The organism is Paraburkholderia sp. DD10 (genome assembly GCF_049177125.1).
In the GTDB taxonomy this organism is placed as follows: Bacteria; Pseudomonadota; Gammaproteobacteria; order Burkholderiales; family Burkholderiaceae; genus Paraburkholderia; species Paraburkholderia terricola.
Window position 1 is genome coordinate 3470923 of record NZ_CP185393.1, and the last position, 15060, is coordinate 3485982.

Annotated in this window: 14 protein-coding genes and 1 tRNA gene; 12 read left to right on the top strand and 3 right to left on the bottom strand. The window is 63.0% G+C overall.

Going from position 1 to position 15060, the window contains the following annotated elements:
• Nucleotides 1–99: 99 nt before the first annotated feature.
• Nucleotides 100–1143: a helix-turn-helix domain-containing protein gene (locus tag ACOCG7_RS31085; RefSeq protein WP_073430395.1), complete on the top strand. Its 1044-nt coding sequence runs from the start codon at nucleotides 100–102 to the stop codon at nucleotides 1141–1143.
• Here the strand turns inward: ACOCG7_RS31085 and ACOCG7_RS31090 are convergent.
• Nucleotides 1137–3572 (bottom strand): heavy metal translocating P-type ATPase, encoded by a 2436-nt coding sequence (locus ACOCG7_RS31090; RefSeq protein ID WP_235004900.1) that lies wholly within the window; start codon nucleotides 3570–3572, stop codon nucleotides 1137–1139. The genes ACOCG7_RS31085 and ACOCG7_RS31090 overlap by 7 nt on opposite strands.
• Nucleotides 3573–3652: 80 nt before the next feature.
• Between ACOCG7_RS31090 and cadR the strand changes: the two genes are divergently transcribed.
• The 6 genes from cadR (at nucleotide 3653) to ACOCG7_RS31120 (ending at nucleotide 9248) form a co-directional block, all read left to right on the top strand.
• Nucleotides 3653–4084 (top strand): Cd(II)/Pb(II)-responsive transcriptional regulator, encoded by a 432-nt coding sequence (gene cadR, locus ACOCG7_RS31095; RefSeq protein WP_073430373.1) that lies wholly within the window; start codon nucleotides 3653–3655, stop codon nucleotides 4082–4084.
• 121 nt (nucleotides 4085–4205) lie between these two features.
• Nucleotides 4206–4406 (top strand): hypothetical protein, encoded by a 201-nt coding sequence (locus tag ACOCG7_RS31100; protein WP_073430372.1) that lies wholly within the window; start codon nucleotides 4206–4208, stop codon nucleotides 4404–4406.
• Nucleotides 4407–4442: 36 nt separating this feature from the next.
• A complete protein-coding gene (gene dbpA, locus ACOCG7_RS31105) occupies nucleotides 4443–5846 on the top strand; it encodes an ATP-dependent RNA helicase DbpA (RefSeq protein WP_073430371.1) in 1404 nt (467 codons plus the stop codon).
• A 324-nt stretch (nucleotides 5847–6170) separates the two neighbouring features.
• Nucleotides 6171–7325: a pyridoxal phosphate-dependent aminotransferase gene (locus tag ACOCG7_RS31110; protein ID WP_073430370.1), complete on the top strand. Its 1155-nt coding sequence runs from the start codon at nucleotides 6171–6173 to the stop codon at nucleotides 7323–7325.
• 144 nt (nucleotides 7326–7469) lie between these two features.
• Nucleotides 7470–8264 carry an ABC transporter substrate-binding protein gene (locus tag ACOCG7_RS31115; protein ID WP_073430369.1) on the top strand — a complete coding sequence of 265 codons (795 nt, stop codon included), beginning with the start codon at nucleotides 7470–7472 and terminating at the stop codon, nucleotides 8262–8264.
• 129 nt (nucleotides 8265–8393) lie between these two features.
• Nucleotides 8394–9248: an AraC family transcriptional regulator gene (locus ACOCG7_RS31120; protein ID WP_090518803.1), complete on the top strand. Its 855-nt coding sequence runs from the start codon at nucleotides 8394–8396 to the stop codon at nucleotides 9246–9248.
• Nucleotides 9249–9284: 36 nt separating this feature from the next.
• Here the strand turns inward: ACOCG7_RS31120 and ACOCG7_RS31125 are convergent, their stop codons facing one another.
• Nucleotides 9285–9872 carry a LysE family translocator gene (locus ACOCG7_RS31125; RefSeq protein WP_073430368.1) on the bottom strand — a complete coding sequence of 196 codons (588 nt, stop codon included), beginning with the start codon at nucleotides 9870–9872 and terminating at the stop codon, nucleotides 9285–9287.
• A gap of 422 nt (nucleotides 9873–10294) precedes the next feature.
• On the opposite strand from ACOCG7_RS31125, the gene ACOCG7_RS31130 reads away from it, so the two are divergent.
• The 4 genes from ACOCG7_RS31130 (at nucleotide 10295) to ACOCG7_RS31145 (ending at nucleotide 14190) form a co-directional block, all read left to right on the top strand.
• On the top strand, nucleotides 10295–11458 hold the full coding sequence (locus ACOCG7_RS31130; RefSeq protein ID WP_073430367.1) for a DUF4382 domain-containing protein: 1164 nt from the start codon (nucleotides 10295–10297) through the stop codon (nucleotides 11456–11458).
• 51 nt (nucleotides 11459–11509) lie between these two features.
• Complete coding sequence (locus ACOCG7_RS31135; RefSeq protein WP_167363294.1) at nucleotides 11510–11677, top strand: hypothetical protein; 168 nt, start codon at nucleotides 11510–11512, stop codon at nucleotides 11675–11677.
• Nucleotides 11678–11931: 254 nt separating this feature from the next.
• Entirely contained in the window at nucleotides 11932–12627 is a 696-nt protein-coding gene (locus ACOCG7_RS31140) for a phosphatase PAP2 family protein (protein ID WP_073430366.1), read from the top strand.
• Between the two features lie 702 nt (nucleotides 12628–13329).
• Nucleotides 13330–14190 carry a glycosyltransferase gene (locus ACOCG7_RS31145; protein WP_235004899.1) on the top strand — a complete coding sequence of 287 codons (861 nt, stop codon included), beginning with the start codon at nucleotides 13330–13332 and terminating at the stop codon, nucleotides 14188–14190.
• A gap of 174 nt (nucleotides 14191–14364) precedes the next feature.
• Here ACOCG7_RS31145 and ACOCG7_RS31150 read toward each other — a convergent pair.
• Nucleotides 14365–14440, bottom strand: a tRNA-Lys gene (locus ACOCG7_RS31150).
• Nucleotides 14441–14647: 207 nt separating this feature from the next.
• Here ACOCG7_RS31150 and ACOCG7_RS31155 point away from each other — a divergent pair.
• Nucleotides 14648–15052, top strand: a complete 405-nt coding sequence (locus ACOCG7_RS31155) for a PaaI family thioesterase (protein ID WP_073430364.1) — start codon at nucleotides 14648–14650, stop codon at nucleotides 15050–15052.
• Nucleotides 15053–15060: the final 8 nt, after the last annotated feature.

The following is a 15060-nucleotide window of genomic DNA, read 5'->3' on the forward strand; positions in this document are numbered from 1 at the left end:
GGCGTGGCTTGCGTGGACGCGCGTGCAAGCGGATCGCCCAATCCGTTCGGCATGGGAATTGCCTTGTTTTCGCCGATATTCCGTTTTCGCCGATCCGGTATGACGATTGAAGCCCATCCCGAGAGCCTGACAGGTTCAACGCTCGCGCAGCAGCCCAGCTTCTGCGTGCAGACTTGCGTCGCTCACGACGCCGACGAGCAGGCCCGCAACCTGCACGGCTGGCATCAGACCTACGACCAGTTGACCGCCGGCCGTTTTATCGGCGGCCTGACGGAGTTATGTCTCGACGATATGCAGGTGTTCGTCGAGACGACCAGCCATACGCTGCGGCAAACCTGCGAGGTGCGAAAGGACGCGTACTGGTTCGGCATTCCCACGTGCCCCGCCGGCTCGGGACGTATCGACGCGCAAGTGATCGCGGGCGATGCGCTCGCATTCCGTCCGGGCGGCATCGAATTCGAATTGCTGACCTCGGCGGGCTACGAGATTTTCGGCGTGGTGGTGAAGGGCGAGGTGCTGCGCCGCTATGCGGCGGAAGTGGAGCGCATCGGTTTGGCCGAGCATCTGCCGAATACGGCGGTCGTGCCGATCGGCCTGCCGCGCAAGGAGCGGTTGTGCGCCTCGCTGCGCCAGCTTCTCGACGACGGAGCGGCGCGCGGCACGCCGCTCTCCGCGCTAGCGCGCGCCAACTTGCAGGCGTCGGTGCTCGCGTCGCTGTTCGACGTGGGCGCATTGCGTGGCGGCGAGCCGCTGGCGATGCCCGCGCGTGCGCGTCGTCAGTCGATCGTTTCCGAAGCGCGCGAGTATGTGCTCGCCAACCGCGAGCGCGCGGTCAACGTGCCCGAGTTGTGCGAGCGCCTGCACGTGAGCCGGCGCACGCTGCAATACTGCTTTCAGGACGTGCTCGGCATGGCGCCCGCCATCTATCTGCGCACGATTCGCCTGAACGGCGCGCGGCGCGATCTGTGCAATGCGTCGCGTGAATCACGCTCGGTGCAGGACGTCGCGGCGGCGTGGGGCTTCTGGCATCTGAGCCAGTTCGCCACCGATTACCGGAAGCTTTTCGGCATGCGGCCGTCGGATACGTTGAAGGCCGGGATCGGCGCGTTTCAAACCACGGCGAGTCGTTCGTTCGCTCACTGATCTGACTGGCGCAGCAGCCGCAGCCCGTTCGCCACCACCAGAAGACTCGCGCCCACATCGGCGAACACCGCCATCCACATCGTGCCGAGGCCCATCACCGTCAGCACGAGGAACACGCTCTTGATGCCGAGCGCCAGCGCGATGTTCTGCACCAGCACCGAATGCGTCGCCTTCGACAGACGGATGAACAGGGGAATCTTGCGCAGGTCGTCGTCCATCAGCGCGACGTCGGCGGTTTCGATCGCGGTGTCGGTGCCCATCGCGCCCATCGCGAAGCCGATGCTGGCGCGCGCCAACGCGGGCGCGTCGTTGATGCCGTCGCCGACCATGCCCACTGTCGCGCCGTCCTTCGACCACTGCGCCACCGCGTTCAGCTTGTCTTGCGGCAACTGATCGCCGCGCGCTTCGTCGATGCCGACCTGCTGCGCGATCGCCTCGGCGGTGTGCGGATTGTCGCCGCTGAGCATCGCGGTACGCACGCCGAGGCGGTGCAGATCGGCGATGGCGGCGCGGCTCGTCTCCTTCACCGTGTCCGCGACGGCGAACAGCGCGAGCACGCGTTCGGCGTCGGCCAGCATCACGACGGTTTTGCCCTGGCGTTCGAGCGCGTCGAGCCGCGCTTCGAGCGATGCCGAACAGCGCCCGAGTTCTTCGATCAGGCGATGATTGCCGAGCCAGTACGGCGTGCCGTCGATGTCGCCGCGCACGCCGCGTCCCGCCAGCGCCTCGAACGCATCGACGGTCACGCTCATCACGCCGCCTGTCCTGGCCGCCGCCGCAATCGCCATCGACACGGGATGGTCCGAGCGGCCAGCGAGACTCGCCGCGAGCGTCAGGCAACGGGGCTCGTCGAGATCCGCGAGCGCTTCGAATTCGGTCTGCACCGGCTTGCCGTGCGTAATCGTGCCGGTTTTATCGAGCGCGAGCCGGCTCAGCTTGCGGCCCTGTTCCAGAAAGGCGCCGCCTTTGATCAGAATGCCCTTGCGGGCGGCCGCGGCGAGGCCGCTGACGATCGTCACCGGGGTCGAGATCACGAGCGCGCAAGGGCAGGCGATCACCAGCATCACCAGCGCCTTGTAGACCCACTCGCGCCACAGTCCGTCGAGGAAGAGCGGCGGCAGCACCGCCACGGCGAGCGCGACGCCGAACACGGCCGGCGTATAGATCCGTGCGAACCGATCGACGAAACGCTGCGTCGGCGCTTTGCTGGCTTGCGCTTCCTCGACCGCGTGAATGATGCGCGCGAGCGTCGTATTGCTGGCCGAGGCCGTCACCCGATAATCGAACGAGCCCGCCTGGTTGATCGTGCCGGCGAACACGGCGTCGCCCGCTGCCTTGTCGACCGGCAGGCTTTCGCCGGTGATCGGCGCCTGATTCACGCTCGAGCGGCCCGCGGCGATTTCGCCGTCGAGCGCGATCCGCTCGCCCGGTTTCACGCGGACCAGCGCGCCCAGTGCGATCGCTTTCAGGTCCATCGAGCGCCAACTGCCGTCGGACTGCCGCACGCTCGCCTGTTCGGGCGTGAGTTGCATGAGGCCCTCGATCGCATTGCGGGCGCGGTCCAGCGACTTGGCCTCGATTAGTTCGGCAATCGTGAAGAGCACCATCACCATGGCTGCTTCAGGCCATTGGCCGAGGATCAGCGCGCCCGTCACCGCAATGCTCATCAGCGCGTTGATGTTCAGGTTGCCGTTGCGGATCGCGAGCCAGCCTTTCCGGTAGGTCGTGAGGCCGCAAGAAGCGATGGCGGCGAGCGCGAGACCCGCGGCTAGCCACATCGGTGCGCCGAGCCAACCGACGGCCTCTGCGCCCGCCGCGGCGACGCCCGCGAGCGCGAGCGGCCACCACGGCTTCGACGGTACGTGAAAAGCGGCGGCGGGCGTGGTGTCCGCGTCGTCGTTCGCGAGTTCGGGCGTGAAGTCGAGCGAGCGCAGCGCGGAGAGGATCGAGTCGAGCGCCTCGGGCGCATGCACGACCGTCAGCACGCGCTGCATCAGGTTGAAGTCCATGCCGCGCACGGACGGCATGCGGCTGAATTTCTTGCGGATCAGCGCTTCTTCGGTTGGACAATCCATCTGCATGATGCGGATCGCGGTGCGCACGTCGCTGCCAATGGTTTCCGAACGAGGAAGCTGGACCGGCGCGAATGAAGCCGGTGCGGGGACGCAGCAGCCTGCGGCGACGTGGTTGTGAGCTTGTGCATTGCTCTGGCTGTGGCCGTGATCGTGCATCTTGTGATCGTGCCCGCGACATTCGCCTGTCGTATGCGCGTGTTTGCGGTTCGGCTCACCGTCGAGTGCCACCGGCTGGTGGCCGTAGCTTGCGTCGTGCGCATGAGCATCGGCAGCGTGCGCGCCGTGTTCATCGCCATCCGCACAGGCTTTCGGCTGTTCATGGCGGTCGGCTTCGGCGTGATGAGCGTGGGGCATAGGTGGCTTCCTGGTTCGATTTGTGGTCTAGTAAACACCTTGAAGCCACTACAAGGTCAAGACCGCCACCCGGAGGGTCCATGAAAATCGGCGAACTGGCGAAAATCGCCCATTGCACGACCGAAACCATCCGCTTCTACGAAAAAGAAGGCTTGTTGCCCGAAGCGGAGCGCACCGAGGCCAATTACCGCAGCTATACCGCGAGGCACGTCGAGCGGTTGCGCTTCATCCGCAATTGCCGCGCGCTCGACATGACCCACGACGAGATCCGTGCGTTGCTGCTTCTCACGGACGCGCCGGCGAACGGCTGCGGCGGCATCAACGATTTGCTCGACGAGCACATTGCGCACGTCGACACGCGCATCGAGGAATTGACGCAGTTGAAAGCGCAGCTCACCACACTGCGCGAGCAATGCCACGGTGAACAGGCCGTCGAAGACTGCGGCATCGTGCAGGGCCTCAACGACATGGACGTGAGCGCGACGCGTGCGCGGCATACGCATCTGGGTTGAAGCGCGCGGCGCGTGAGCGGCGGCAACCGCGGCAACCGCGGCGGCGACCCAAACCTCATTCACGGCCAGGCCGTTCGTGCGGCCCGTCCCATAGACAATCGAATCCAGTTGGAGAATCAACGTGTTTACCTGTAGAAACCAGTCCTGCGGCGCGCAATGGGAGCAGTCGGACGTCGTCATCAAGAACGAGGGCCAGGGGCTCCTGTTCCGTTGCCCGATGTGCGGCGCGCGCAATTACGTCGAACGTTTCGACGCGGACGATGGCTCGGTGCTGTACGAGCAGATCGAAGGCCGTCCCTCCCCCGGCCCGATGGCCGTTTAGTCCCCAGCCTTCAGTCGATAGCGAGTCATCACCTCCATGAACAGTCCCACCACCGCGGGCGCGCCGTTTAGCCAACTGGCGCTGCCGCCCGCGACGCTCGCCAACCTCACGCAACTCGGCTATGTCGAGATGACGCCGATTCAGGCCGCGAGCCTGCCCATCGCGCTCTCCGGCCACGATCTGATCGCGCAGGCGAAAACCGGCAGCGGCAAGACGGCGGCGTTTTCGCTGGCGCTGCTCAACCGCCTCGACGTGCGCAACTTCGCCGTCCAGGCGATGGTGCTGTGCCCGACGCGCGAGCTCGCCGATCAGGTCACGCAGGAAATCCGCCGCCTCGCGCGCGCCGAGGAAAACATCAAGGTGCTGACGCTGTGCGGCGGCACGCCGATGCGTCCGCAAACGGCGAGCCTCGAACACGGCGCGCATATCGTGGTCGGCACGCCGGGCCGCATCATGGATCACCTCGAGCGCGGCAGCCTGCCGTTGCAGTCGCTCAACACGCTGGTGCTCGACGAGGCCGACCGCATGCTCGACATGGGTTTCTTCGACGATATCGCGACCGTGGTGAAGCAATGCCCGAAAGAACGGCAAACGCTGCTGTTTTCCGCGACGTACCCCGAAGGCATCGTCAAGCTGAGCCAGCAATTCCTGCGTCACCCGAAAGAGGTGAAGCTCGCCGAGCGGCACGACAATACGAAGATCCGTCAGCGCTTTTATGAAGTGACCGAGGACGAGCGTCTGCATGCCGTCGGTTTGCTGCTGAACCACTATCGTCCGGTGAGCACGCTCGCGTTCTGCAACACCAAGCAGCAGTGCCGCGATCTGCTCGACGTGCTGCGCGCGCAAGGTTTTCATGCGCTCGCGCTGCATGGCGAACTCGATCAGCGTGAACGCGACCAGGTGCTGATCCAGTTCGCGAACCGCAGTTGCTCCGTGCTGGTCGCCACCGACGTCGCGGCGCGCGGGCTCGATATCGCGCAACTGGAGGCGGTGATCAACGTCGACGTGACGCCGGACCCGGAAGTGCACGTGCACCGCATCGGCCGCACGGGCCGCGCCGATCAGGAAGGCTGGGCGCTGAGTCTCGCGAGCATGAACGAGATGGGCCGCGTGGGCAGTCTCGAACAGGCGCAAAAGCGCGACGTCGAATGGCACAAGCTGTCCGAACTCAAGGCGGCAAGCAACGAACCGCTGTTGCCGCCGATGGAAACGCTGCAGATTCTCGGCGGCCGCAAGGAAAAAATCCGCCCCGGCGACGTGCTCGGCGCGCTGACCGGCGAGGCCGGTTTTGCCGGCTCGCAGATCGGCAAGATCAACGTGACGGAAATGTCGACGTATGTGGCGGTGGAGCGCAGCATCGCGCGCGAAGCGGTGCGCAAGCTCAGCGCCGGCAAGGTGAAGGGCAAGAAGGTCAAGGTCCGCATGATGGACGACGCCTGACAGCCGGGCGGTCCGGCTGTCGAGGTTGCCGAGGCTGCGATCGGTCACGGTCGCGGCCTTGAACATCCGCATCACATTACTTCATACCTGCGCTGTTTTCCGCGTTGCTCCAGCGGCCTCAATTCCTCCCCGAAAGCCCAAGCCCATTGGCCTTGCCGATGCGGCACGCCTTCTCGCCCGCCATGACGTAAACGCATGCCGCGCATGACAAAGTTTCGATTGTGACGATTCTTTGGCTGATGCCTAATCACCGAACCGGACGGAACCGCCGCGCAGTCGGCTGTGCGCGAACCCGCCGCCGGATGGAGAAAGGGAGAAAGTCTTATGCAGAGCGCCATGCAAGCCCGCTCGAAACTGCCTGACGTAGGCACGACGATTTTTACCGTGATCGGTCAACTGGCCGCGCAATACGACGCGCTGAATCTGTCGCAGGGCGCGCCGAATTTCGCGCCGGACGCGAAACTGGTCGACGGTGTCGCTCAAGCCATGCGCGCCGGTCACAACCAGTACGCGCCGATGGCCGGCATCGCCGCGTTGCGCGAAGCGCTCGCGGACAAGGCCGAAACGCTGTACGGCGTGCGCTACGATCCGGCCAGCGAAGTGACCGTGATCGCGAGCGCGAGCGAAGGGCTGTATTCCACGATCAGCGCCTTGGTGCATCCGGGCGACGAAGTGATCTACTTCGAGCCGTCGTTCGACAGCTATGGACCGATCGTCCGCCTGCAAGGGGCGACGCCGGTCGCGATCAAGCTCTCGCTGACCGATTTCCGCGTGAACTGGGACGAGGTCGCCGCTGCGATCACGCCGAGGACGCGCATGATCATCATCAACACGCCGCACAATCCGACCGCGACGGTGCTTAGCGAGGCCGACATCGCGTGCCTGAAGGCCGTAACGCGCAACACCGATATCGTGATTCTCGCCGACGAAGTCTACGAACACGTGGTGTTCGACGGCGCTAAACATCAGAGCATGGCGTGCGATGCCGAACTCGCGGCGCGCAGCGTGATCGTCTCGTCGTTCGGCAAGTCGTATCACGTGACCGGTTGGCGCGTCGGCTATTGCCTCGCGCCCGCCGCGTTGATGGACGAGATTCGCAAAGTCCATCAGTTCATGGTGTTTTCCGCCGATACGCCGATGCAGTACGCGTTCGTCGACGCATTGGCGAATCGCGACAGCTATCTCGGCTTGTCGGCGTTCTATCAGAAGAAGCGCGACCTGCTCGCGCATGCGCTCAGCGATTCGCGCTTCGAATTGTTGCCGAGCGAAGGCAGCTTCTTCATGCTCGCGCGTTTTCGCGGTTTCTCCGACGAAAGCGATAGCGATTTCGTGCTGCGCCTGATTCGCGATGCACGCGTTGCGACGATTCCACTGTCGGCGTTCTATACCGACGGCACGGATTCGGGTTTGATCCGCCTGAGTTTCTCGAAGGACGACGCGACGTTGATCGAAGGTGCGCGGCGTTTGTGCGAGATCTGATTAGCGACATCTCATGCGCGGCTGCATGGGAAGAGAAGGCCGCATTTTTTGACCAAAGTATGATCGTCGCGAGATGACGCCGCAGTGACGCCAGGCGCGTTGCCCGACGGCGCTACAACAACATCGAAGAGAAAGGGACCAGCCATGAAATTGCTCAAACCGCTATTGGCGCTGACGTGCGCATTCACGTCGCTTGCGGCGTCGTCGGTCGCGATAGCCGCCGACACCTCGACGCTGCGTTTCGGACTCGAAGCGCAGTATCCGCCGTTCGAATCGAAAGGCCCGAACGGTGAATTGCAGGGGCTGGATATCGACGTCGGCAATGCGGTGTGCGCCGCCGCGCATTTGACCTGCAAATGGGTCGAGACTTCGTTCGACGGGTTGATTCCCGCGCTGCAAGGCCGCAAGTTCGACGCGATCAATTCGGCGATGAACGCCACCGAGCAACGCCGCCAGGCCATCGATTTCACCACCGTCGTATATCGCGTGCCGACGCAACTGATCGCGCGGCGCGACAGCGGTCTGCTGCCGGCCGCCGAATCCTTGAAGGGCAAACGCGTCGGCGTATTGCAGGCGTCGATTCAGGAAACCTTCGCGAAGACGCATTGGGAATCGGCGGGCGTCACCGTCGTGCCGTATCAGGACCAGAATCAGGTTTATACGGACCTCGTCGCGGGCCGTCTCGACGCGACGCTCGTGCTGGCGCCGGCAGGTGAGACGGGTTTTCTGTCGAAGCCCAGCGGCAAGGATTTCGCGTTCGTCGGCAAGCCGGTGCGCGACGACAAGATTCTCGGCAGCGGTATCGCCTACGGGATTCGCAAGGGCGATACGGCGCTGCGTGAGCAGCTGAACGCGGCAATCGCCAAGGTGCAGGCCGACGGTACGGTGAAAACGCTGGCCGCGAAATATCTCGGCAATATCGACGTGACGGCGAAGTAGTTTCGCCGCACGTTGCGGTGCGCCGCGCCGCATGCGTTCTCCTCCAGTTCGCTTGTTGACGGTGCGTTTGACGGCTACGATACGTGGGCTTCGCCGCGGCGAGGTCTGCTTGAGAACCGGAGAGCGCATATGAACGAGATGAGCGGAGCGGCGACGGCTGCAATCCACACCAAAAGCGCTCGTGCGCCGAAGTTCTGGCGCAGTGACGCGCTGCCGTTCATCGAGGCGCGTTCCATCGACGACGGCCGCGAAGTCTGCTACGCCAAACATTCGCATGAAACGTTTTCGATCGGCGCGGTTACCGGCGGACGCAGCGTATACGTGAATCGCCGCGCGCGCGAATGGATCGGCGCGGGCGCGGTCGTCATGATGAATCCGGATGACGTGCATGCGTGCAATCCGGTGGCCGGCGAGCGCTGGTCGTATCGAATGCTGCATGTCGATGTCGCGTGGCTCAACCGGCTGCAGCACGAACTGGGCTTCAGCGAGAATCACGCGTTTCGGGCGTTCTCGCAGACCATGACGACTGACGCCGCATTGTTCGACGGCTTGAACCGGCTGTACGGGATTCTCGTCGACGGCACGGCCGAAACCATGCGCAAGGAAAGCGCGGCCGTCACGTTCTTCTCTGAAGTACAACAGAAGCTGAACCCGGCGCCCTTGCCCGATCACGACACGAGCCTGCAACTCTCGCGGGCGGCGGAATTCATCGCGGCAAACTGCACGCGTTCGCTAAAACTCGAGGACGTCTGCAAGGTCGCTGAGTTGTCCGCCTCGCATCTGATCCGCGCTTTTAAACAGCGCTACGGCATGACGCCGCACGCGTATCAGATCAATCGGCGTATTCAGTACAGCCGCGCGCAACTCAGGCGCGGTCGTCTGATCGCGGAGGTCGCGCTCGACGCGGGTTTCGCCGACCAGGCGCATTTGCAGCGCACCTTCAAGCGGTTGGTCGCGGCCACGCCGGGGCAATATCGCAGTTGAGGCACGCGCCCGCATGCGGGCGCCCTGGCTGGCGCATCACGCGGCCAGCAGGTACAACGCGCTGGCCGCAAGCAATGCCGCCATCACACGATTGAACAGCCTGACGCTTTTCGACTCCTGCAAGTAGCGTCGCAGGAACGCGCCGGCATAGGCCCAGCTCGCAATCGACAAGTAACAAATCACTAAATACACGACGGTGAATTGCCACACGAGCCGACCATCGCCGTCGGCCGCATAGGCGCCCATGCCGGCGAGCGACGCGAGCCATGCTTTCGGGTTGAGCCATTGCATGGCCGCGCCGTACATGAACGACGGGCCGCGCGACGGTTTATCCGCGCCCAACTGGCCGCTATCGACGGCGAGTTTGTAGGCCATATAAAGCAGGAATGCGACGCCCGCCCATTTGACCGCGCTCATCAGAGCGGGGAAATGCGCGAGCAGTTCATGCAGGCCCAGGCCGATGAGCAGAAGCAGCAAGGTGAAGCCGACGATCGCGCCGGTAACGTGGCGCATGCTCGCGGCGAGTCCGTGCCGGGCGCCGGCGCTGAGCGCGACGACATTGACCGGCCCCGGCGTGATCGACGAAGCCAGCGCGAAAGCGGCCATGGAAAGTAACACGGTCATCTGATGCCTCGATACGTGAGTGCGCGGGATTGGCGACGCTCAACGGTAGCGGGCAACAAGACGGACTGTATTGAAGGAAATTGCTTTTCAGCGATGGCGGCGCGCGAAGCCGATGCCGCCAGCCAACAGGGCGTGAAATTCTTTGTAACATGCGGCGCGCGCCGACGCTCGTCAGACCTCTGCAAATTGTGTGCACGGCAGGAAAGTTGAGCGGACTTCGTGATCAGGCGACCAGCGGCGGACTGTGGCTCGTCACGTCGCCAAGGACCGGGACATTGCACGCCATGAGAGCGTTGACGCCAAAGTTGCTGCGCTGTGCAAGCGCGGAACGCTCGCGGACAAGTTACGCTTCGTTGCAAATTCTAAAAAGGCCGTGCCCCCCTTTTTGTATCCTTCATTCACAAAAACTTGGGGGAACAAACATGAAAACGATACTTAAGGCATGCATCGGTTTGCTGGCTATCCCAGTCATGCTGGCCGGATGCGGCGGAGGCGATGGAGGTTCAGGCGGTGCGGCCGGCACGCTTCATGTGGCCATGACAGACTCGCCGTCCTGCGGGTTCGATCACGTTTACGTGACGGTCTCGAAGGTCCGGGTCAATATGAACGCGCAGGCGGGTGACAGTGACGCCGGTTGGTCCGACGTGACGCTGGCAAGCCCGCAAAAAATCGATCTGCTTTCACTCACCAACGGCGTGCTGGCGGATCTCGGACAGACCGCGCTACCCGCTGGGCAATACCAGCAAATCCGCCTCGTCCTGGCGCAAAACCAGGGCAACACGCTCGCCAATTCGGTGGTGCCCACCGGTGGCGCCGAGCAGGCACTGGCAACGCCGAGCGCGGCTCAGAGCGGCTACAAGATCATCCGTCCGTTCACCGTTCAGCCGAATACGCTTGTCGACCTCGTGCTCGATTTCAATGCGTGTAAATCGGTCGTGCAGAAGGGTAACGGCTCCTACAGCCTGAAGCCGGTCGTGACCGCCACGCCCACGGTGGTGAGCGGAACGATCTCGGGCTACGTGGCGCCGGGGCAAGCAGGCGCGGCCGTGTACGCCGAGCAGAACGGCCATGTCATCAAAGGCACGGTCGCGGATGCCAACGGGCAGTTCATCTTGACGCCGCTGGTGCAGAGTTCGACGAACGGTAGCTACGATGTCGTGATCGTCGAGAACAACTTCGCGACGGGGATCGTACGATCCGTGCCGGTCGTGGTGAATTCGTCGACGGCTGTTTCGACGTCGGGCGCGCCGATCACCTTGCCTGCTTCGATCATGCGTACGGCTAGCGGCACGGTGACGCCGGTGAGCGCTCAGGCAATCGTCAGGGCCCTGCAGTCGGACGGTGCCGCGACGTACGAGATCACGTCGTCCAACGCGAATCTGGATACGGGCGCGTATTCGCTGAACCTGCCGGCTGCGGCGCCGCTTACCGGAACGTACTCGGGCAGCCTGCCGGTCGCGCTGGCAGCGGTGCCCGCGTCGGCGGGGATTTACACAGCGGAAGCCGACTCGATCACTGGCGCGACGCAATCCGCGGCGGTCAACGTGACGACGACGAATCAGGCGAACGTCAACTTCGCCTTCTAATAATCAACGAGTGCAGTCGGGAGGGAGCGTGCTCCCTCCCTGGAGAGAAACATGACAAGAATGATGTGTATCTGGATCGCAAGCGCGAGCTTGCTCGGGGGATGTGCGCTGTATGTGCCGGATCAGCCGGGTGTGGTGGTGGTGCCGCAGGGTGGCCATCAGGGCGGGCCGGGCAATGGCTTCTGTCCGCCGGGACAGGCGAAGAAGGGCAACTGCTGAGGAAACAGGTGACGGCCGCGCAATCAACCTGCGCGGCCGATTTCCGATCCGTGGCTTATTCGAGCTCACGAGAGATCCGCGCGATTCCATTGACGGGATCGCGCTTCCCCGATTAGAACGGCGTGCCGTGCGGGTTTTGACGGCGCGTCTTTTTTGCTTCTTAAGGGCATGCAAACCCCGACAGACGGCATCCGCATCGGAAGATGTGGCCGCCCTCGCGGGAAGAAATCGACATTCGAAGTGGATGCGTTGAGATGAACAGTTTCGATACGGCGGTGCAGGTTTTCCTCACGCAACACGCTTTTCAGTCGGCGACGATCAATCACATCATCAGGGTGATTGCGGGTCAGGCCAGTTTCAAAGGCTTCGTGCTCGTCCCCGTGTTGTGGTGGATGTGGTTCGGCCGCAGCGAGCGCACGGGGTGGAAGCGCGAGATGATCATCGCGACCGTCGCGAGCGGCCTCGCCTCGCTCGCCGCGGGCCGGCTCCTCGCCGCCTCATTGCCTTTCCGCGAGCGGCCGCTTTATGACCCGGACCTGCATCTGAACTTTCCGGCGGTTGGTCTGCAAGACGCGATCGTGCGCACGTGGAGTTCATTTCCCAGCGATCACGCGATGCTGTGGACGGCTATCGCAATCGGAATCTTTCTGATCAATCGGCGCGTCGGCACGCTTGCGCTGCTCTATACGGCGGTTTTCATCTGCCTGCCGCGGGTTTATCTCGGACTGCATTATCCGACCGACATACTCGCCGGAATGGCGCTCGGCATGGTTTCGACTTATCTCGCGACACGGGACGCCGTGAGGGTGCGTTTCGCCGCGCCGATTTTGCGGCGGATGCAGATGTTTCCCGCGCCGGGATATACGTTCGCGTTTCTTTTGAGCTTCGAACTCATTACTCAGTTTGATGATTTACTGCTGTTCGTGCATGCGGGGTTGAAGGTGTTGTGATGATGGAGCGCGAGACCGCGGATAACGATTTCTAAACCGCCGCGCACACGAAAATGCGGATGGGTTCATCTCCGGCGGTTGCCCCAATAATCAAGAGTTTGGTAACCTCACCGGTAATCGCCGCGGCACATTCAAGAATGCCGGGACCGGGCCGATAATAAAGTAAGATCAGTACCGATCTCACCCATGGTTTTCTGCTGGGACGCGTCGGCGGGAAGTCCAATATCCCGCCATGCGGCAGCCCCGAATGGACCAATAGACGGCGGGTTCTCCAATAACAACTACACACCGATGATTAGCGGCCCCGGTTGCGAGAACTTCAAGAAACACGAGTGCATGTCCAATATCGAATCTCCATCTGAGAACCACCAACGTATCCGCGTTCTCTTCCACATCACGGATTTCAACGACGGCGGTATCGAATCTTCGCTGATCCAGTGGCTGAGGATTCTCGACCGAACCCGCTTCAAAGTCTCGCTATCGGTGATGCACACGTCGCCGGCATTCGAAAATCGCTTTCGCGCGCTGATCCCGCCCGATGTGGACGTGGAAGTCCTCGTGGATCGTCCGTGGCTCGGATATTTCCAGTCGAAGCGATACGGGCGGCGTCTCGGCAAACTGGGGCGCATCGCGCGCGACGTCCACAATACGTTGGCGGTGCGTCCGCATGTGGCAAAGCGGGCGGCACGGCTTGCGCATGGCGTGGACGTTATCGTCGACTTCGACATGTCCTTGCGTCGGCTTTCCGGCCGCTTCGACGTCGCGTGGCTGGGCGTCAATCACTTCAGCTTCGACGCGCGTCTCGGCGGCCGGCATCGCAAGATCCAGCGTCTGCTGACCCAGTACCGGCGTTATCACGGCGTTGCCGCGTTGAACCAGCATATGGCCGACGAGGCGACGCGGATTTTCGAGGGCAAGTTGGAGCGAGTGATTGTCTTGCCGAACGCCATCGATATTGAATCGATCCACGAGCGCGCCTCGGCGCGCCACAGCGACACTCAGGTGACGCCCGATGGCGCGCCCTACATCGTTTCCGTCGCGCGTCTCGATGAGGTTCAGAAGGATCATCGAACGCTATTGCGCGCGTATGCCGAACTGGCGCGGCGAGGTACCGTTGCCGAGCATCTGGTCATTGTCGGGAACGGCGCCCATCGCGAGGAACTGGAGAGCCTGGCGCGCGAACTGGGTGTGCGCGAACGGGTGCATTTCGTGGGCCAGCAAGACAATCCGCACCCCATCGTGGCAGGCGCATCCTTACTGGTTTTGAGCTCGAAATACGAGGGGATGCCGATGGTGTTGCTGGAAGCCCTGGCAATCGGCAAGGCAATCGTCGCGACCGATTGTCCGACCGGGCCGCGCGAGATTCTCGATGGTGGAAGAGCCGGCGCTCTCGTGCCGGTGGGCAATGTCCGTGCGATGGCGGATGCGATCGAGCGGCTGTTGACGGACCGCCGGACTCGCGAGGCATTGAGCGCTCGGGCCCGGACGCAGGCGGCGCATTACGGTATCGAGGAGAGTAATCGCAGGCTGCTGTCGTTTCTCGAGGCGGTGGGGGCGGCGTAGGCGAACTGGAGATGGACCGCGTTTGCCGGTTTTGCTGGAGACGCGCCTGGCGGGTGAGTCTCGGTCCATAAGCTTGTTGGTCTGGCTTGGCTGGAAACACCTGCACTCTTTCGGCAGGGGATACGGAAAGCAAAAAGCCCGGTCACGAGGACCGGGCTTTTTGCTTGATATCTTTGGTGGGGCGTGAGTGACTCGAACACTCGACCTACGGATTAAGAGTCCGCTGCTCTACCAACTGAGCTAACGCCCCCAACAGAAGCGAAATTATGCAGAAATTTCGCGAGCTTGCCAAGTCCCCCTCGCAGATTTCTTAAAAAAATATTCGCCCTGACCGACTCGACTAACCCCTCGGCCGACCAACATCCACCGACAACGCGCCGCGTTCAGCGTCCCGGTATCATGTCGCGGACACGTGCCGCGCGAAGCGTCGCGCGCTTTCGACCGGAGGCTGGCTGCAATGGATGACAAAGAGATTATCGATCTGCTCGACCGCATCCTCGCGCCGTGGGTCCGCGCGCTCACCCTGGCTCCGGTCAAGGTCGACGACGCCGGCGCGACGCTGCGCCTGCCGTTTTCTGGTGGATTTCGCCATTCGGGCGGCGTGATCTGCGGCCAGGTCTTCATGGCCGCCGCCGATACCGCGATGATCGTCGCCATTTCCGCCGCGCTCGGCGGCTTCAAGCCGATGAGCACCGTCTCGCTCAACATCAATTTCATGCGCGCGGTCCGCAACGGCGACGTGCTCATCACCGCGCGCGTGCTCCGCATGGGCCGCAATCTGGTGTTCGGCGAAGTCGAATTGTTCGACGAAGCGGGCAACATGGCCGTCCACGCCACCACCACCTACGCGCTGCTCGACTAGAGCGCGGC